The sequence below is a fragment of the Sphingomonas benefaciens genome, from assembly GCF_052907485.1.
Map to the genome: position 1 here is coordinate 1,685,790 of NZ_JBREIC010000001.1, position 18,025 is coordinate 1,703,814.

An 18,025-nucleotide genomic window follows, 5' to 3' on the forward strand; every position below is an offset into this window, starting at 1 on the left:
GCGTCGCTCTCGCATGACGCGTACCATCGCTTCACCCCTCCCCTTCAGGGGAGGGGACGGGAGTGGGGCCTCGCCACGGGCGCTCCGCGAACGGATACGCCCCCCCGATCCCTCAGGGCTCCGTGGCCGTTAACCCCGCGCCAGGCCTCGCTTCGCCCGCTGCTTCGCGGCCAGTTCCGCCTTCCACCCCCGCGCACGCCACCACATGATCACACCGGTGACGGCGAGCAGCGCGGGCAGCAGGCCGCCGAGGAAGATGATCGTCTGCCACACCGGCCCCATGCCGGTGCCGTCGTGGATGCGGCGCATCAGCCGGGCGATGCCGCCCTGCCCGCGCGCCGGCGCGGCGACCGCGACGCCGCTGTCGTCGGCGACCTTGACGCTGCTGCCCGCCGCGCCGTCGCCGGCGAAGGCGACGGTCCAGTCGGCGGACGTTTCCGTCGGCCAGCTGATCGAGCGCAGCTCGCCGCGCGCCACCGACCCGGCCCGCGCGATCACCGCTTCCGGCGTCAGCGCGGGCGCCGCGATCGGCGCGGCGCGGGCGGCGGCACGCGGATCGGGACCGCGTTGCGCCGATTGCCCCGACAGCGCGCCGAAGAAGGCGGGGAAGCTGATCCAGGCGCCGGTCAGCGACAGCACGAACAGCGGCAATGCCACCCAGAAGCCGGCGAGATAATGAAGGTTGGTGTCGGTGTTGCGATGCCGCCGCCAGCGCAGGCCACGCAGCCAGGCGCCGACGGTCGGCCACCACAGCCACAGGCCGGTGAAGCTGGAGATCATCATCGCCACGCCGATCCAGCCGACGATGGTGCGGCCGACGCCGGGCAGCTGCAGGCTGCCGTGCAGCCCGTGCAGGAAGCGGACGAGGCCGGCGTTACGGTCGGCGACGACCAGCACCTTGCCGGTTGGCGGGTCGAGATAGACCATGGTCCGCGACGGCGGCCCGCCGCGCCCCTTGCCGGCCGCCTTGCCCGCGGCGGCGGGGGCCGCGGCGACGACCACCGGCCCGTGGCCGTCGGGCAGGGTCACCTGCGCGATCCGGTCGCCGGGCTTGAGCGCGGCACGCGCCGCCGCGACATAGGCGGAGGGCGCCAGCAGCCGGTCGCCGCTGACCGCATAGCGCGCCGGATTGGCGAGCCGGTCGAGCGGCTCGTCCCACACCAGCGCCGCGCCCGACAGGCACAGCGGTACGATCAGGATCGCCAGGATCAGCCCGATCCATTTGTGCACCTGGAACCAGGTCCGCCGCCACGCCAGCTTGTTCATCATCGTCTCCACGCCGAGCCGCCGCGCGTCGCATGGCCGCCATAACCGGTCAATCGCATCAGCTGTCCGCCCAGCGGCGCAGCAGATTGTGGTAGACGCCGGTCAGCCGCACCACCGCCGCATCACCCTGGCCCAGCGCCGCCGCGGTCGCCTGCACCCCCTGGTCGAGCTCGAACAGCAGCCGCCGGGCACCGTCGTCGCGCACCATCGATTCGATCCAGAAGAAGGATGCGGTGCGCACCCCGCGCGTCACCGGCGTGACGCGGTGCAGGCTGGATGCCGGATACAGCACCATATGGCCGGCCGGCAGCTTCACCGTCTGCGGCCCAAACTGGTCTTCGATGACCAATTCGCCGCCATCATATGTGGCCGGATCGTCGAGGAACAGCGTCGCCGACAGATCGGCCCGGAGGCGGAAGTCGGTGCCGCGCCGCATCCGGATCGCATTGTCGACGTGCAGCCCGAAATCCTCGCCGCCGGCATAACGATTGAACAGGGGTGGGAAGACCTTCCGCGGCAGCGCCGCCGCCACGAACAGCGGCGATCGACCGAGCGCGTCGAGCACCAGGCCGCCCGCCTGCCGCGCCGCGGCATCGTCCTCCGACAATTGGCGGTTGCGCTTGGCGAGCGCCGCCTGCGGCCCCGACGTCGCATTGCCGTCGACCCAATCCGCCGCGTCGATCAGCCCGCGCACCCGCGCCAACGCCGCCGCATCCAGCACTTCGGCAATCGCGATCAGCATCGGCTCTCCTCGTCTCCTGCCCGCCCGTGCCCGGGGATGGTTGGGCGGGCAGGAGTGGCATGTCCTCAGAAACTATAGAAGAGGCTGAGCACGGCCTGCCGCCGGTCGCCCGGCATCGCCCAGCCGCCCGTCACCACGCCATTTGCATTGAGATTGTTGCGGACGTTGGTGAGATACTTTTCGTCGGTCAGGTTCTGCACGTTGAGCTGCGCGGTCAGCCCACCGCCGAAGGTATAGGCCAGATAGGCGCGGTGGATCAGATAGTCGGGCGCACGCAGCGGCGTGCCGCTGACGAGGTTCGGCACATAGGTGGTGAAGCTGCCCTGATAAGTGAGTCCATAGCCGACCTCGAGCCCGAACGGCAGCTTGTAGGTGGTGAACAGGCTGCCCGAATGTTCGGGCGTCTGCACCAGTGGCGCGCCGGCTTGCGGATCGGGCACCGCGACGCTGTTGCCGCAGCCCGCCGCACCGGGCCGCGCCAGGCAGAAGTTCGACACGGACTGCAGCACCTTGCCGTCGAGATAGGTGTAATTGGCGAAGATCGTCCAATCGCGCGTGATATTGCCCGATGCGCCGAGCGCGATCCCGTCGACGCGGCTGCGCCCGTCCAGCACCTGCACCGTCGGCAGCGCCGGATCGTTGGACGGGATGCGGTAATTGGTCCGTTCGTTGCGGAACACCGCCGCGGTCAGTTCCAGCTTGCGTCGGAACAGGCCCGCCTTGACCCCGGCTTCGTAATTGCGCGCGGTTTCCGGCGCGACGTTGCACGTATTGGTCACCACCGTGCCTGATACGCTGACGCAGCCGGCGCGCACGCTCGCCGACGAGGGCGTCTTGGCGGTGCCATAGCCGGCATAGATGCTGACGTCGCGCACCGGGTGGAAGACCGCGCCAGCTCGCCAGGAGAACAGGCGCTCGCGGTTGATCTGCGGCGTCAGCTGCGCCGCCAGCGGCTGCGTCACGCCTGGCGCGGCATCGGGGATCGGCAGCGCGCGGAAATTGGCCTTTTGATATTCCCAGCGCAGCCCGCCGTTGAGTTCGAAGAACCGGCCGAGTTCCAACGTGTCGAACGCATAGACCGCGACGTTCTGCGTGGTCGATTTGGACTGCGCCGTCGTGACGTAATGCGTCGACCCGCGCCACACGCTGTCCGGATGGCTGATCGCAAGCAGCGGCAGCGCGGCCAGCGCCGAGCCATCGGCATTGCGCAGCAGCGAACCGGTGGTGATCCGATAATCCTCGACCATCGCGATGGCGCCGATGTCGGCGACGTTGCGCACGCCGCCGCGGACGCCATGCTCCAGCCGCAGGTCGACCTGATCGGCGAGCAGCTGATTCTCCTGATCGCGCACCAGACCGCGCGGCCCCGACGGCAGCCACTGGCCGGCGGGAATGGTGAAGGCCACACCGGCGACATTGGTCGTGCACGACAGGCCGGTCGGATCGCTGGCACTGGTCGCGACCGGCTGGCGGCCGGTGCCGGCGAGGCAGAAGGTGCCCTGCGGCGCGCTGGTGATGCTGTACTGGCCGACCCGCTGCCAGCGCGCGAGGTTGCGGACGGAGACATGGTCGTCGACGCTGTGGCGGAAGGTCGCGGTCAACCGGTCGACCGTCACCCGCTGGGTGTCGAGATTGCTGTAGCCGTAATAGTCGCTGCGGTCGGCGCCGGTGATGAGACCGCCGACCAGCGCGTTGTTGAAATAGGGCACGCCATAGAGCGGCGTGTTGCGATCCTCCTGATGGACATAGGCGAGGGTCAGGCTGGTCGGCCCGCCCATGCCGATCGTCACCGCCGGCGCGACGCCCCAGCGCTCGTACTTCTCGACGTCGCGGCCCGGCACGTCATTGTGGTGATAGACCGCGTTCAGCCGTGCGGCGACCGTGTCGCTGACCCGCACGTTCGAATCCACCGCGGCACGATAGTAATTGTCGGTGCCGACCGAGCCTTGCGCGATCGTCAGATCCTCGGGCCGTGGCTCTTTGGTGACGAGGTTGATCGTGCCGCCGACGCTGCCCGATCCATTGAACACCGAATTGGCGCCGTTGTAGACCTCGATCTGCTGCAGATTGAACGGATCGGTGCGGCTGTATTGCGCGGTATCGCGGATACCGTCGATGGTGATGTCGGTGTTGGCCGAATAGCCGCGCAGATTGATGCTGTCGCCATAGCCGCCACCGCCCTCGCCCGCGCCGAAGGTGATGCCCGGAATGGTCTGCAGCGCGTCGCGCAGCGTCTGCAGGTTCTGCTTGCGCAGGACCTGGTCCGAAATCACCGTGATCGTCTGCGGCGTGTCGAGGATCGAGGCCGTCGCCTTCGGGCTTTCGACCGTATTGGGCGCCTTCTCCGCTTTGTCGGTGACGACGATGTCGTCGCGCTGGATCTTGCGGCGCCCGTCCTGATCATCGGCGGCATGCACGCGATCGGCCGGCGCCGCCGCGGCGGGCGCCGTGGCGATGAAACCGACGCACGACAAGGCCAGGAAAGAAGCGGAAGAACGCGACATGAAACCCCCCAATCATTCTCTTGGGCGGGCTGCTATTGCGAATCTGTCGCACAGTCAACGCTAATGCGAGCTACTCTCAACTTTACCGGCTTCCGCGAACAGCCAGCAGCGCAGCGCGCTGCCCAGATTGGCCGGCATATCCTCGGCGATCCGCAACACGTCGATCTGCGCGACCAGCGCCGACAGCGGTAATCGGCGCGCCGCGGCGGCCCGCTCCAGGGCCTGCCAGAAGATCGGCTCCAGGCTGATCGACGTCTGATGCCCGGCGATGGTGATCGATCGCTTGACCGGGCCGTGGAAGCCGCCGGGAGGTGGTGCGAGAGACATGACGATGGCCATAGCCGGCCATGGCCGCGGCGACAAAGCATCCGCCGGGTCGCGAACCGCTGCCGGCCGCCTGACCCGCGACGGCACGAGCGACGCCGCGCCCGTTTCGGCACCAACACCGCGCCGTCGCGTTACACCCTCGCAACGAAACGGGGGACTTACGTGACGATCGAACGCCGGCACGTCGAAAACGGCGGCCTCATTCTGTTCCTGGTGCTGATCACCGCCGCGCTGGGCCTCGTGGTCTCCGGCTTCGTCGTCGCCCTGCTCTGGGCGGCGCTGGCGGCGCTGCTGTTCCAGCCGCTGTTCCGGCGATTGCTCGCGCGCTGGCCGGGTCGGCGCAACCTCGCGGCGGCGGTGACGCTGCTGATCCTGACCGTCGCCGTGGTCATTCCGGCGCTGATCATCGCCAGCCTCGTCGTCGATCAGGCGGCGGGCGTCTATGCGCAGATCCGCGGCGGCCAGATCAATTTCGCCGCCTATTTCGAACAGGTCCACAACGCTTTGCCCGACCGTATCCGGCAATGGCTCGACGGCGCCGGCTTCGGCAGCTTCGAACGCGCGCAGTCGCGCCTGTCGCAGGCGGTGGGCAGCAGCGCCAGCCAGCTCGCGCGCCGCGCCTTTTCGATCGGCGCCAATGCCGCCGCCTTCCTGCTCGCCTTCGGCGTTGGCCTGTACGTCACCTTCTTTCTGCTGCGCGACGGATCGCGGATCGGCCCGGCGATCGTCCGCGCCCTGCCCCTCGAACGGCCGATCGCCGAACGGCTGGCCGACAAGTTCGTCGCGGTGGTGCGGGCGACGATCAAGGGATCGGGCGTCGTCGCGCTGGTCCAGGGCGCGCTCGGCGCGATCACCTTCTGGATCGTCGGCGTTCCCGCCGCCCTGCTCTGGGGCGTGCTGATGGCGATCGCCGCGCTGCTGCCGGCGATCGGCCCGGCGATCATCTGGGCGCCCGTCGCCATCTATCTGCTCGCCACCGGCGCGATCTGGCAGGCGGTGGTGGTGGTGCTGTCGGGCGTGCTGGTCATCGGCCTTGCCGACAACATCCTGCGCCCGATCTTGGTCGGCCGCGATGCCGGCCTGCCCGACTGGCTGGTGCTGGTGACCACCTTGGGCGGCATCGACGTGCTCGGCTTGAGCGGCATCGTCCTCGGCCCGCTGGTGGCGGCGCTGTTCCTGACCGGCTGGGCGGTGCTGACGGAGCAGCGGCTGGGCGAACCGGCGGGCACGGAGGAGGCGCCGTCCGGCTGATCAGCGCTGCACCTTGAGATAAGCGATGACGTCGGCGCGATCGAGCGGATCGGCAAGTCCGGGAAAGCCCATCGACGTGCCCGGCGCGAACCGCTGCGGATCGGTGAGCCAGGCATCCATCCGCGCCGGGGTCCACCGGCCGCCGACCCGCTGCAACGCCGCGGTATAGCCGAAGCGCGCGCTGTTCTGCGCGATGCGCTGCCCCATCACGCCGTGCAGGTTCGGCCCGTTGCGATCCGGCGCGCCCGCGCGGACCGGATGGCAGGCGGCACAGCGCGCGAACAGAGCCTGCCCGGCAGATGCGCTGGCGACCGCGGCCAGCGCTGCCGGCGACGGCGACGGTCCCGCCGCACGCCGCCGCGCCTCTTTGTCGTCGCGTGAACAGGCCGCGGCAAGGATAAGGATCGGCAGGACGATCGGGGCGCGGTTGAAGGTCACGATCCCCGCCGCGCTCAATCCGTGTCGAACAAGGCCGCCAGTTGCTCGATGATCGTGCCGCCGAGCTGTTCGGCATCCATGATCGTCACCGCGCGGCTATAGTATCGGGTGACGTCGTGACCTATGCCGATCGCGATCAGCTCGACCGGCGACCGGCTCTCGATCCAGCCGATCACCTGGCGCAGATGGCGTTCCAGATAGCTGCCCGAATTGACCGACAGCGTCGAATCGTCGACCGGCGCACCGTCGCTGATCACCATCAGGATGCGCCGTTCCTCGGGCCGCGCGATCAGCCGCGCATGCGCCCAGAGCAAAGCCTCGCCGTCGATATTCTCCTTGAGCAGTCCCTCGCGCATCATCAGGCCGAGGTTGGCGCGAGCCCGCCGCCACGGCTCGTCCGCCTGCTTGTAGACGATGTGGCGCAAGTCGTTGAGCCGCCCTGGCTGCGGCGGCCGACCCGCCGCCAGCCAGGTCTCGCGCGCCTGCCCGCCCTTCCACGCGCGCGTGGTGAAGCCCAGGATCTCGGTCTTCACGCCGCAGCGCTCCAGCGTCCGGGCGAGGATGTCGGCACTGATGGCGGCGATGCCGATCGGCCGCCCGCGCATCGACCCCGAATTGTCGATCAGCAGCGTCACCACCGTGTCGCGGAATTCGGTGTCGCGCTCGATCTTGTAGCTCAGCGACTGGGTCGGATTGACGACAACGCGTGCCAGCCGCGCCGCGTCGAGCAGCCCTTCGTCCTGGTCGAAATCCCACGACCGCGACTGCTGCGCCATCAGTCGCCGCTGCAGGCGGTTGGCCAGCTTCGACACCGCCGATTGCAGATGCGCGAGCTGCTGGTCGAGATAGCCGCGCAGCCGCGCCAGTTCCTCGGCGTCGCACAGGTCGGTCGCGCCGACCACCTCGTCGAACTGCGTCGTCCACGGCTTATAGTCGAACTGCGGCGCGAAATCACTGGTCGGACGGTTGGGGCGCGTCGGCTGTGCGCCGTCGTCGCCGTCGTCGCCGGGCTGGCCGTCGAGTTCGGCGGGGCTGTCCTCGCCCGATTCCTCACCCTCGCCCTCCTCGCTGTCGGCATCCTGCTGCTCGCCGCGCGCCTCGACCTCGCCTTCGCCCTGGCCGGACTGTTCGTCCTCATTCTCGTCGCCCTGGTCGTCGGCCTGGTCCTCGGTACCCTCGTCGTCGTTGCCGCCCTCGTCGGCATCGTCCGGGGTGACCTCGCCCTCGACCAGCTCGAGTTCCTCGAGCATCTTCCTCGCCAGGCCCTGGAAGGCGCGCTGATCGTCGAGCGCCAGCGCCAGCGCGTTGAGATCGGTGCGCTCCTCGATCCATTCGCGCACCAGCGCCAGGCCGCCCGCCGCCGCCTCCGGCGTCTCGCGCCCGGTCAGTGCCTCGCGCACCAACAGACCGAGCGCGGTCGACAGCGGCACCTCGTCGCGGGTCCGCGCACGGGCGATCGGGTCGCTGCGCAGCCTGACGTCCAGCGCATGGCCCAGATTGTCGGCGATGCCGGCATAGCCGCGGCTGCCCAGCGCCTCGACGCGCGCATTCTCGACCGCATCGAACACCGACCGGGCCACCGCCTCGTCCGGCGCGCCCTTCAGGTGCAAGGCGCTGTCATGATGCTTCAGCCGCAGCGCGAAACCGTCCGCGAAGCCGCGCGCTTCCGCCACCTGCTCCGCCGGTAACGCGCGCGCCGGCATCGGCACTTTGATATGCTTACCCGACTGCGCCGGCGCGTCGGCGGTGAAGGCGAGATCGACCTCCGGCTCCTCCGCGATCGCGCGCGCGGTGCCGGTCAGGACCGCCTTGAACCGGTCGAGGGGGGTTTCGTTGGCCATCAGTCTTCCAACGCGCGTTGAGCCGCGTCGCGCAACGGCGGAATGTCGCTGCGCGCCGTATCGAAGATGATGTTGGGGTCTATCCGAGCGTATTCATGACGCAGCCGGTTGCCCAGACTCCGAACATCACTGAACGGCACCGGAAGATTCAGTGTCGCGACGGCTTCTGCGCCGATCTGCACGATCGCTTCCGCGATTCTCTCCAGGCACCGTTCAACGGCGTCCCGCGTCATCGCATCGGCCCGAAAGCTGGCGGCGTCGTGGGGTGCGATGTAGATCGCGATCCGATCACCGTTTTGCACGATGTGTCGCAACCTGATCCGGATCCGATCAGAAGACATGCACGCGATCCCGTTCGATCTGCGCCTGCAGGATCGGCTCGTCGTTCGCTTCGGTCATGAAGTCGACCGGCGCGCCAATCATTTCCGCAATCCGCCCTTCGATTCCGAAGAAGCCGAAAGGGCCGAGCCGTCGGACGGCATCGTAATCAATGGTCGCAACTAAATCGACGTCTGAATCCTGCCGCGCCTCGTCGCGCGCCGTAGAGCCAAACAGCGATAAATGCACGATCCCCAACGCGCGCAACTCCTGCTCGCGGGCGCGCAATCGCTGCAGAGCTTCGGCGCGCGTCATGGTTCAGGCCCGCCCCACCACGCTTTCCGGCAGGTCCTTGCCGAACACGCGCTGATAATATTCCGCCACCAGCGGCCGCTCGTTCTCGTCGCACTTGTTGAGGAAGCTCAACCGGAAGGCGAAACCGACGTCGCCGAAGATCAGCGTGTTCTGCGCCCAGGTGATCACCGTACGCGGGCTCATCACGGTCGAAATGTCGCCGTTGACGAACCCCTTGCGGGTCAGGTCGGCGACGCGGACCATATTCTCGACCTGCTTCTTGCCGTCGGGCTTGTCATATTCGCCGGACTTGGCGAGCACGATCTGCGCCTCGGTCGCGGCGGGCAGATAGTTGAGGGTGACGACGATGTTCCAGCGGTCCATCTGTCCCTGGTTGATCTGTTGCGTGCCGTGATACAGCCCGCTGGTGTCGCCCAGCCCGACCGTGTTGGCGGTCGCAAACAGGCGGAACCAGGGGTTGGGCCGGATCACCCGGTTCTGGTCGAGCAACGTCAGCTTGCCCTCGGTCTCCAGCACGCGCTGAATGACGAACATCACGTCGGGACGCCCGGCGTCATATTCGTCGAACACCAAAGCGGTCGGCGTCTGCAGCGCCCAAGGCAGCAGCCCTTCGCGGAATTCGGTGATCTGCTGACCGTCCTTCAGCACGATCGCGTCGCGGCCGATGAGGTCGATGCGGCTGATATGCGCGTCCAGGTTGATGCGGATGCACGGCCAGTTCAGCCGCGCCGCCACCTGTTCGATATGGCTCGACTTGCCGGTGCCGTGATAGCCCTGCACCATCACCCGCCGGTTGTGGGCGAAGCCCGCCAGCACCGCCATCGTTGTGTCGGGATCGAAGACATAGGCGGGGTCGAGGTCCGGCACCCGCTCGTCCGCCTCGGAGAAGGCAGGGACCTGCATGTCGTTGTCGATGCCGAACACGTCGCGCACCGACACCATCCTGTCGGGCGCGTCGAGGATGGTGGTGTCGCGGCTGTCGGGCTGAGTATTGGGGATATCGGTCATCGTCTTTCGGGCACACCGTCCGGGCAGGGCCATCCCCAACGCACGATGCGCGGGGAAAGGCGCACGCTCTTCCAGTGGAAAGCTATCGCCGCTCCGTCAACCCGGGAAGCGCCGCATCGGCGACCGACGCCTCGCCCACTTTGCGCGGCAGCGCGAACAGCGCCGCGAAGCGGAGGGCGGCGGCGCGGTTGCCCGTGACGCGCAACGTCCCCTCCGCCTCCGCCGCCGCCATCGGCCGCTTGGCGTAGATCCAGATCGCCAGGGTCGTCGGATCGGTGTCGATCAGCACGTCGACGTCGACGGGATCGGCCCGCGCGATCGTCAACGCCCCCTCCGCCAGCGTCGCACGAAACCGGTCTTCGCCAAGGCGGAAGCCGAGCGTCATCGCCATGTCCGCCGCCTTGACCCGGTCGATCATGGTGCGCAGCGACAGCATCGCCGACGCGGGCGAGAACGGCAGCGTCGGATCATGGAGCGGCGAGCGCGTCGCCCACCGTCCCATCGCCTGCATCACCGCCTCGGTCTCATAGCCCCATTCGGTCAATTCATAGACCTGCACCGAGGCGGGCGGCGGCAGCTTGCGGCGCGCCACCAGCCCCGCCGATTCCAGCCCGGCCAGCCGCTGCGTCAGCACATTGGCGCTGATCCCGGTCAGCTCCGCGCGCAACTCGCCGAAGCGCCGCGGCCCGAACATCAGTTCGCGCAGCACCAGCAGCGACCAGCGCTCGCCAAGCAGTTCCAGCGCCAACGCGGTACCGCAGGCATCGTCGTACCACCGCCGGCGCTCGTCGCCACTTGTTACTTTTTCTGACTTCATCGTTGCTTTAGATAACTACGGCGCGCATGCTTCGCCAGTAGCGAATCGAAAACCAGGAGAGATGCCCGTGGCCAAGATGATCTTCGTCAATCTGCCCGTCGCCGACGTGACCCGCGCCACCGCCTTCTACGAATCCCTCGGCTTCACCAAGAACGAGCAATTTTCCAATGCCCAGGCCGCGTCGATGCAATGGACCGACACGATCGCGGTGATGCTGCTCGACAAGGCCCTGTTCGGCACCTTTACGCAGAAGAAGATCGCCGATGCCTTCAGCGAGACGACCGCGATCTTCGCGCTGGGTTTCGACGACCGCGCAGAGGTCGACGGAATCGTCGAGGCCGCGCTCGCCTCGGGCGGCCGCGAGCTGCACGAGCCTGAGGACCACGGCTTCATGTACAGCCGCGCCTTCGAGGATCTCGACGGCCACGGCTGGGGCCCCTTCTGGATGGACGTCGATGCGCATGCCCAGGCGATGGCGGACGGCGGAGCGCACCAGGGCGGCGACCACTGAACCCGCGTGGCCCCCGGTCAGCCGGGAGAGGGCCGGTGGTGCACCCGAACGGCGATGGCGGCGCGGAATTGACGTGCGGCTGGTGCACCGACCGCTGGGGCTATGCGTGGCAGATCATGCCGCGCGTGCTGATGCAGGTGCTGTCGGCGGGCGACGCAGCGGGTGAGCCGCCTTTGCCGCGCTGATGACCAGGCGCAACATCGACATCGCGCGGATCGAGGCCGCGCTGCGGGGAGAGGAATGATGAGCGAAGCACCCTTCGAACTGTCGATCACGCGGCTGATCGATGCCCCCGTCGCCGCGGTGTGGCGGGCCTGGAACGGGGACACCGGGGCATGGTTCTGTCCCAAGCCGTGGCGCGCCGAATTCGTGGTGCAGGAGTTGCACGCGGGCGGCCGCTCGGTGATCGTGATGCACGGCCCCGCCGGCGAGGAGAACCGGCTGGAGGGCCTTTATCTGGAGGTGGTGCCGGAACGACGGATCGTCTCCACCGACGCCTTCACCGCCGGCTGGATGCCGTCGGGGCCGTTCATGGTCCGCATCGACGAATTCGCCGAGGAAGGCGGTGGAACGCGCTACACCGCCACCGCTCGGCACTGGACCGCCGCCGCGCGCGACAGCCACGCCGCGATGGGGTTCGAAGCCGGCTGGAATGCGTCCGCGGATCAGCTGGAGGCGATTGCTCTCGATCTTGCCCGGCGCCCCCCGCCCGATTGACCGGGCGGCGACTGGTTAGGCGAATGCCGGTGCCTGGCGAAGCTGCTGATAGGCCGCGATCACCTTCTGCAGCATCGCCTCGTGGCTGCGGTCGCCGCCGTTGCGGTCCGGGTGGTAGCGCCGCACCAGTTCCGAGTAGCGCTGGCGCAGTGCGCCGCGATCCGCATCCGCCGCGAGGCCGAGCACCTTCAGGCTGGCACGGTCCTGCCCGCTCAGCGGCTTGCCGTCGTTGCGCTCGGGTGCCGGCTCGCGCCGGAAGCGCGCGGCGATCGCGTCGAGCGGGTCGTTGAAGTCCGCCCAGCGCGGCCCCTGGTCGCCGCTGCCGGCGCGCGCGAAGGCCCGGGTCTCGCGTTCCCAGCCGGCGAGCGGCCGCTGCGCATGATGGATCTCGTCGGCGGTCATGCCGTCGAAATAATTGTAGCGGTTGTTGAACGCGCGAACGTGCTCGAGGCACATCCAACGATAGGCCCCCGGCCCCTCGCCGTCGCCCGATCCCGCCGCCGGCGGCGCGCGGAATTCGCCCGGCTGGTCGCAGCCGAGTTCCGCGCACAGGCGTCCGTTCGATTCCATCCGGCCGTGAAACCGCGTGTGCGGCCGGTCCTTACTGTCACTTCCGCGCGCCACGGATGCTCCCTCTTCAGCGCAAACGGGGTATATAGGGACGATGAACGACCTCGCCACCGCTCCACATCCCCTTCCCCTGACCAACGTCATCACGGCCCGCCTGACGGAGGCGCTCGCCCCGACGGCGCTACAGGTCGTCAACGACAGCCACCATCACGCCGGCCACATGGGCGACAACGGCACCGGCGAAACGCACTTCACCGTGGTCGTCGAAAGCGAACGCTTCGCCGGCCTGTCGCGGGTCGCGCGGCAACGGCTGGTGAACCAGGCGCTCGCCGATCTGTTGTCGACGCGGATCCATGCGCTCGCCATCCGGGCGCGCGCACCCGGGGACGCCTGAATGACCTACCACCTCTGGTATTGGCCCGACATCCAGGGACGGGGCGAGTTCGTCCGCCTCGCGCTGGAAGGCGGCGGCATCGCCTATCGCGACTGCGCCCGGCTGCGCGGTGCGGAGGCGCTGATGCACGATTTGGAGGCGCGGGGCGGCAGCGGCTACGGCCCGTTCGCCCCGCCCTATCTCGACACCGGCGATGCGGTCATCGCGCAGGTCGCCAATATCCTGCTGTTCCTCGGCGAACGCCACGACCTCGCCCCCGCGTCCGACCGGCTCTGGCTGCACCAGCTGCAGCTGACGGTCGCCGATTGCGTCGCGGAGGTGCACAACGTCCACCATCCGGTCGGCACCGGCGACTATTACGAGGACCAGAAGCCGGAGGCCGCCCGCGCCGCCGGCCAGTTCCGCGACGAGCGCATGCCCAAGTTCCTCGACCATTTCGAGGATGCGGCACGCCAGGCGGGCGGTCCGTTCGTGCTCGGCGATCGCTGGACCTATGCCGACACCTCGCTGTTCCAGCTGATCGAGGGGCTGCGCTACATGTTCCCGCAGCGCATGCACACGCTGGCCGACGAATATCCCGGCCTGATCGGACTGCGCGACGCGGTCGCCGCGCTGCCGCGGATCGCCGGCTATCTTGCCAGCGAACGGCGGATCGCGTTCAACACCGACGGCATCTTCCGCCACTATCCCGAACTCGATGCCGCCTGACGCCGCCCCCGCAACGCCGCCGCGCGTACCGCGCCCGGCCGCGCGCATCCTGTTGACCGACGCCGCGGGCCGCGTGCTGCTGATGCGCTTCACCCCCGGCGACCGGCCGCCGCTGTGGTGCACGCCGGGCGGCGCGGTCGATCCCGGCGAAAGCTATTCGCAAGCCGCGCGCCGCGAATTGTGGGAAGAGGTCGGCCTCGACCTCGATTGCGGGCCGGAGGTCGCGCGCCGGGTCGTCGACTTCCTGACCTTCGAAGGGGTGGAGGTCACCGCCGACGAACGCTATTTCCGCGTGTGCGTCGATGCCTGCGAGGTCAAGGCGGGCGCGCTCACCCCATTGGAGCAACGCGTGCTCACCGGCTGGCGCTGGTTCGCGCCTGCGGAACTGGCCGACTGGCCCGAAGCCATCTTCCCCGAGGACCTCGCCGAGCTCCTCGTCGCCACGGAGCCTGCCCATGCATGAGTCCAGCATCCTCGACGATCTCGTCGAGCGGGTGATCACGCCCGTCACCCACGACCTCGGCGGCTTCAAGGTGCACCGCACCCTGCCCAGCAAGGAGCGGACGATGGTCGGCCCGTTCCTGTTCTTCGACCAGATGGGGCCAGCACATCTGCCGACCGGCGGCGGCATCGACGTGCGGCCGCATCCGCACATCAACCTCGCCACCGTCACCTATCTGTTCGAGGGCGCGATCGACCATCGCGATTCGCTCGGCACCTGCGCGCGGATCGAGCCCGGCGCGGTCAATCTGATGACCGCCGGCCACGGCATCGTCCATTCGGAACGTTCGCCCGGCGACGAGCGCGCGCACGGCCCCGCCCTGTCGGGTATCCAGACGTGGCTGGCGCTGCCCGAAGCCCGAGAGGAGATGGACCCGGCGTTCGAACACGTCGGCAAGGCGCAGCTGCCGACGGTCGAGGCGCATGGCGCCCGTGCCCGCGTCATCATGGGCGAGCTGTGGGGCGCCGCGGCGCCGACCACCACCTATGCCGGCACGATCTACGCCGACATCGCGCTCGACGCCGGCGCCAGCGTGCCGGTCGACGCCGCAGCGGAGGAACGCGCGGTCTATCTGGCGATGGGAGAGGCGAGCCTGGAGGGGGTGACGCTCGAACCGCAGCGGCTCTACATCCTGAAGCCCGGCATCGCCGCGACGCTGCGCTCGAACGGCGGCGGGCGCGTCATGCTGTGCGGCGGCGACGCCTTCGCCACCCCACGCCACGTCTGGTGGAACTTCGTCTCGTCGAGCCGCGACCGGATCAACGAGGCCAAGCGGGCATGGAAGGCCGGCGAGTTTCCGCGCGTACCGGGCGACGAGAAGGAATGGATCCCGATCCCCGAGGTGCCGAAGACGGTGAGCTATCCGTAACCCGCGCCCCCGAACCCCGCCCAGGCGGGGATTCGGACATGCGGCGCCTCGCAGGCATCGACGGTACACTTACCCGCAACCACATGCCGTCATCCCCGCGCAGGCGGGGATCCAGAGACGCTGGCTGTCCGGCTCTTGCGAGACAGTGCGTGTCTGGATCTCCGCCTGCGCGGAGATGACGGAGAATAAGCTTACCCGACTTCTCCCCGCTGCTTGCGGGAGGGCTACTTGTCCCCTCCCGCTTGCGAGAGGGGCCGGGGGCGGGCATGATCCCCATGCTGCGGCCGGGGCAAACGCCCTCCCTGACCCCTCCGCAAGCGGGAGGGGAATCGATGACGTTACGCCGCCTCACCCTGTCGACCGGCGTCGAACTCGACGTCCAGATCGCGGGCGACCCCGCCGCCCCGCCCGTCATCCTGCTCCACGGCTTTCCCGAATCGCACCGCACGTGGCGCGGCATCGTGCCCGATCTGGCGCGCGACCATCATGTCGTCGCGCCCGACCAGCGCGGCTATGCCCGCTCGTCCAAGCCCGAAGGGGTCGCGGCCTATGCCGCCGATCAGATCGTCGCCGACCTGATGGCGCTGGCGGACGCGCTCGGCATCGGCCGCTTCACGCTCGTCGGCCACGACTGGGGTGGCGCGGTCGCATGGATGGCGGCGCTGACCCGGCCCGACCGCGTCGCGCGGCTGGTCATCGTCAACGCGCCGCATCCCTATCTCTTCCAGCGCGCGCTGTTCGACGACCCCGCTCAGCGTCAGGCGAGCCAGTACATCACCCGCTTCCGCGACACGGGGCTGGACCAGGGACTGGTCGGGGCCGGGCTGGAGCGGTTCTTCGGATCGACCTTCGTCCACCATGTCGCGCACGCCGTCGCCGGTGAGGACAAGGCGGCCTATCTCGACGAATGGTCGCAACCGGGGGCGATGACCGCGATGCTCAACTGGTATCGCGCCTCGGGCGTGATCGTGCCGGCGCCGGGCGAGGATGCGCCCCGCCCCGCGTTCCTCGACCGGCCCTTCCCGCCGGTGACGCAGGACACGCTGGTGATCTGGGGCACGCGCGACACGGCGCTGTTGCCGCTGCTGGTCGACGACCTGCCGCCGTTCGTGCCGCAACTGACCGTCGAGAAGATCGACGCCGGGCATTTCGTCACCTGGGAAAAGCCCGAGGCTGTCGTTGCCGCGATGCGCCGTTGGGGAATCTGAGCCTATTTACCGTTCACGTCGGGCAGCGGTGCGGGTGACGGCTCGGGAGCTGACGGCAGCTTCCAGAGGACGCCTGGCACATCATAGGTGCCGTTCACCGGTCGGCCCTTGCGATCCGTCGCCGGCGCGAACAGGGCGCGGCGTCTGGCGAGGACGCAGGTCGCATTGTCGAGCCGTGGAAAACCACTGCTGCGCTGGACGACGCAATCGGTCACAGAACCTTGCTTGTCGATGCTCAGGCGGACGAACACGCGGCCCTCCTCGCCCGCGCGAACCGAGGCCGGCGGATAGGTGTCCGGCGGGAACCATCGAGCCGGACTGCCCAACGGCGCAGGCGGCGCGCTACGGTCGCGCGCCGATGCCATCTGCGTGCCACCGCTCGCCAGGATCATCGCGCCGATTGCAGTAGCGAACCTCATGCCCGTCTAGCCCTTCGAAAGCCGGCGTTCCGGCAAGCTAGGTTGGCAGCCTTACACGGTCCTTACGCACGCCGCGTCGATCGGGCTTCGCATTGCTGGCGCGCCTTGCCGATCGTATCCCTCCTCTCAGGGCAGCGGTAATCGGCGGCCGGCTCACCGGCCCGTTCGATGTCGTCACCCGCGGAATGCATGACGGGCTTCACGTCACCGGCATCACCCAGGCGCCGTGCGCATGGCTCTCCGCGACCGCGCGCCACCCATCGCCCGGCCAGTCCCTCACCCGCACCAGCATCTGCGCGGTGCGGCGGTCGGGCTCCATCTGCACCCAGGCGAGCGGCCGGGTCGCGTCGGCGCGGGTCGCCGCCGCGGTCATCGCCGCCTCGATCCGCGTCGCGCTCGTCGCCGGCAGATATTGCCACACCACCGAGTGCAGCAGCACGCGCGTCACCCCCGCCGCCTGCGGCTCGGCGAGCCGCGCCTCGACCCAATCGGCGGCATCCGCCCGGTCGAGCGCGACGCCGCGGTCGCGCAGCATCGCGATGGCGGCTTGCAGCCGCGCCTGCCGCTCGGCCGCCTCCGCCCAGACATAGGCCGACAGGCGTGCCGCCACCGCCGGATCGGTCGCGTCGAGCGGCTGGATGTCGCAGCCGCGCACCGACTCGATGATCACCGGCACCGGATCGGGCGCCGGGCCACGCCAATCCGGGCGGATCGTCAGCGGCGCGTCCGCCGGACCGACCATCGTCCCGCCGAGGTCGAAGCGATAGCGGTCGATCAGCAGATTCAGCCCCGCGCTCGATCCGATCTCGATCAGCTCCAGCCGCGGCCCATGCCGCGCCGCCACCGCGAGCAGACCGGTCATCAGCGCCGCCGACCGGCCCGGCTCGTTGGTCTGCGGCGGCCCATCGAGCCAGGGCAGCAGCGCCGCGTCATGGTCGACCAGCGTCCGCGCCACGATCGCGGCAATCGCCGCCTCGTCGGTCACCGTGCCGGCGAAGACGCGGGCCAGGTCGTCGTCCCGCCCCGCCTGCACCAGCGCGTGCAACCCGCCGACCAGCCGCAGCGGCAGCGCGTCACGCGTCGGCTCGCCGGTCCAACCGAGCACCCGCCGCCCGGTCTCGCTCTCGCCGCTCAGCCGATCCGCGATCACCCCGCACAAATGGGCATAGATCGGCGCATCCATGTGGGCGCAATAGCCGCGCTGGATGCGGAACGACTCGCGATTGGCCGCCTCGGTCATGGCCGTGCTCCTTCCTGGCGCTGTCCTACACGATCGCACTGCGTTAGGCTCGCGCCATGCA

General features: G+C 69.0%; 22 protein-coding genes. 9 read left to right on the top strand and 13 right to left on the bottom strand.

The window, feature by feature from the left end:
* Positions 1-129: 129 nt before the first annotated feature.
* From ACU5AX_RS08230 to ACU5AX_RS08245, 4 genes are all read right to left on the bottom strand, one after another.
* Positions 130-1,269, bottom strand: a complete 1,140-nt coding sequence (locus ACU5AX_RS08230; RefSeq protein WP_446690493.1) for a PepSY-associated TM helix domain-containing protein — start codon at positions 1,267-1,269, stop codon at positions 130-132.
* 55 nt (positions 1,270-1,324) lie between these two features.
* Positions 1,325-2,008, bottom strand: coding sequence for a Fe2+-dependent dioxygenase (locus tag ACU5AX_RS08235; RefSeq protein WP_446690395.1), 684 nt, complete (start codon positions 2,006-2,008; stop codon positions 1,325-1,327).
* Between the two features lie 65 nt (positions 2,009-2,073).
* Positions 2,074-4,512, bottom strand: a complete 2,439-nt coding sequence (locus ACU5AX_RS08240; protein ID WP_446690396.1) for a TonB-dependent receptor — start codon at positions 4,510-4,512, stop codon at positions 2,074-2,076.
* A gap of 60 nt (positions 4,513-4,572) precedes the next feature.
* The gene (locus ACU5AX_RS08245; protein ID WP_446690397.1) at positions 4,573-4,839 is read right to left on the bottom strand and encodes a ribbon-helix-helix domain-containing protein; all 267 of its coding nucleotides are present in this window, start codon (positions 4,837-4,839) and stop codon (positions 4,573-4,575) included.
* Positions 4,840-5,001: 162 nt separating this feature from the next.
* On the opposite strand from ACU5AX_RS08245, the gene ACU5AX_RS08250 reads away from it, so the two are divergent.
* Positions 5,002-6,090: an AI-2E family transporter gene (locus ACU5AX_RS08250; protein WP_446690398.1), complete on the top strand. Its 1,089-nt coding sequence runs from the start codon at positions 5,002-5,004 to the stop codon at positions 6,088-6,090.
* Here ACU5AX_RS08250 and ACU5AX_RS08255 read toward each other — a convergent pair whose 3' ends face one another.
* From ACU5AX_RS08255 to ACU5AX_RS08280, 6 genes are all read right to left on the bottom strand, one after another.
* Complete coding sequence (locus ACU5AX_RS08255; RefSeq protein ID WP_446690399.1) at positions 6,091-6,528, bottom strand: c-type cytochrome; 438 nt, start codon at positions 6,526-6,528, stop codon at positions 6,091-6,093.
* A 14-nt stretch (positions 6,529-6,542) separates the two neighbouring features.
* Positions 6,543-8,369 carry a cobaltochelatase subunit CobT gene (cobT, locus tag ACU5AX_RS08260; RefSeq protein ID WP_446690400.1) on the bottom strand — a complete coding sequence of 609 codons (1,827 nt, stop codon included), beginning with the start codon at positions 8,367-8,369 and terminating at the stop codon, positions 6,543-6,545.
* Complete coding sequence (locus ACU5AX_RS08265; RefSeq protein WP_446690401.1) at positions 8,369-8,710, bottom strand: HepT-like ribonuclease domain-containing protein; 342 nt, start codon at positions 8,708-8,710, stop codon at positions 8,369-8,371. Before ACU5AX_RS08265 ends, cobT begins: the two co-directional genes overlap by 1 nt.
* Positions 8,700-9,002, bottom strand: coding sequence for a nucleotidyltransferase family protein (locus tag ACU5AX_RS08270; protein ID WP_198354318.1), 303 nt, complete (start codon positions 9,000-9,002; stop codon positions 8,700-8,702). Before ACU5AX_RS08270 ends, ACU5AX_RS08265 begins: the two co-directional genes overlap by 11 nt.
* 3 nt (positions 9,003-9,005) lie before the next feature.
* On the bottom strand, positions 9,006-10,010 hold the full coding sequence (gene cobS, locus ACU5AX_RS08275; protein ID WP_198354317.1) for a cobaltochelatase subunit CobS: 1,005 nt from the start codon (positions 10,008-10,010) through the stop codon (positions 9,006-9,008).
* An 82-nt stretch (positions 10,011-10,092) separates the two neighbouring features.
* Complete coding sequence (locus tag ACU5AX_RS08280; RefSeq protein WP_446690402.1) at positions 10,093-10,827, bottom strand: winged helix-turn-helix transcriptional regulator; 735 nt, start codon at positions 10,825-10,827, stop codon at positions 10,093-10,095.
* A 76-nt stretch (positions 10,828-10,903) separates the two neighbouring features.
* Between ACU5AX_RS08280 and ACU5AX_RS08285 the strand changes: the two genes are divergently transcribed.
* The 3 genes from ACU5AX_RS08285 to ACU5AX_RS08295 are packed head-to-tail and all read left to right on the top strand — an operon-like array spanning position 10,904 to position 12,055.
* Positions 10,904-11,338 carry a VOC family protein gene (locus ACU5AX_RS08285; RefSeq protein WP_446690494.1) on the top strand — a complete coding sequence of 145 codons (435 nt, stop codon included), beginning with the start codon at positions 10,904-10,906 and terminating at the stop codon, positions 11,336-11,338.
* A 35-nt stretch (positions 11,339-11,373) separates the two neighbouring features.
* Positions 11,374-11,523 carry a VOC family protein gene (locus ACU5AX_RS08290; RefSeq protein WP_446690403.1) on the top strand — a complete coding sequence of 50 codons (150 nt, stop codon included), beginning with the start codon at positions 11,374-11,376 and terminating at the stop codon, positions 11,521-11,523.
* Positions 11,524-11,581: 58 nt separating this feature from the next.
* The gene (locus ACU5AX_RS08295) at positions 11,582-12,055 is read left to right on the top strand and encodes an SRPBCC family protein (RefSeq protein ID WP_446690404.1); all 474 of its coding nucleotides are present in this window, start codon (positions 11,582-11,584) and stop codon (positions 12,053-12,055) included.
* Positions 12,056-12,070: 15 nt separating this feature from the next.
* On the opposite strand, the gene ACU5AX_RS08300 is transcribed toward ACU5AX_RS08295, so the two are convergent.
* Positions 12,071-12,625 carry a J domain-containing protein gene (locus ACU5AX_RS08300; protein WP_446690495.1) on the bottom strand — a complete coding sequence of 185 codons (555 nt, stop codon included), beginning with the start codon at positions 12,623-12,625 and terminating at the stop codon, positions 12,071-12,073.
* A 94-nt stretch (positions 12,626-12,719) separates the two neighbouring features.
* Between ACU5AX_RS08300 and ACU5AX_RS08305 the strand changes: the two genes are divergently transcribed.
* The 5 genes from ACU5AX_RS08305 to ACU5AX_RS08325 all read left to right on the top strand — a co-directional run bounded on the left by ACU5AX_RS08305 (position 12,720) and on the right by ACU5AX_RS08325 (position 16,305).
* A complete protein-coding gene (locus ACU5AX_RS08305) occupies positions 12,720-13,019 on the top strand; it encodes a BolA family protein (protein WP_446690405.1) in 300 nt (99 codons plus the stop codon).
* The gene (locus ACU5AX_RS08310; RefSeq protein WP_446690406.1) at positions 13,020-13,727 is read left to right on the top strand and encodes a glutathione S-transferase; all 708 of its coding nucleotides are present in this window, start codon (positions 13,020-13,022) and stop codon (positions 13,725-13,727) included. It abuts the gene before it with no gap.
* Positions 13,717-14,190, top strand: a complete 474-nt coding sequence (locus ACU5AX_RS08315) for an NUDIX hydrolase (RefSeq protein ID WP_446690407.1) — start codon at positions 13,717-13,719, stop codon at positions 14,188-14,190. The genes ACU5AX_RS08310 and ACU5AX_RS08315 overlap by 11 nt, the downstream gene beginning before the upstream one ends.
* The gene (locus tag ACU5AX_RS08320; RefSeq protein WP_446690408.1) at positions 14,183-15,097 is read left to right on the top strand and encodes a pirin family protein; all 915 of its coding nucleotides are present in this window, start codon (positions 14,183-14,185) and stop codon (positions 15,095-15,097) included. Before ACU5AX_RS08315 ends, ACU5AX_RS08320 begins: the two co-directional genes overlap by 8 nt.
* 332 nt (positions 15,098-15,429) lie before the next feature.
* On the top strand, positions 15,430-16,305 hold the full coding sequence (locus ACU5AX_RS08325; protein ID WP_446690409.1) for an alpha/beta fold hydrolase: 876 nt from the start codon (positions 15,430-15,432) through the stop codon (positions 16,303-16,305).
* 2 nt (positions 16,306-16,307) lie between these two features.
* On the opposite strand, the gene ACU5AX_RS08330 is transcribed toward ACU5AX_RS08325, so the two are convergent.
* Both ACU5AX_RS08330 and ACU5AX_RS08335 read right to left on the bottom strand, forming a co-directional pair.
* The gene (locus ACU5AX_RS08330; protein WP_446690410.1) at positions 16,308-16,724 is read right to left on the bottom strand and encodes an energy transducer TonB; all 417 of its coding nucleotides are present in this window, start codon (positions 16,722-16,724) and stop codon (positions 16,308-16,310) included.
* A 199-nt stretch (positions 16,725-16,923) separates the two neighbouring features.
* A complete protein-coding gene (locus tag ACU5AX_RS08335) occupies positions 16,924-17,964 on the bottom strand; it encodes a DUF2332 domain-containing protein (RefSeq protein ID WP_446690411.1) in 1,041 nt (346 codons plus the stop codon).
* Between the last annotated feature and the right edge of the window lie 61 nt (positions 17,965-18,025).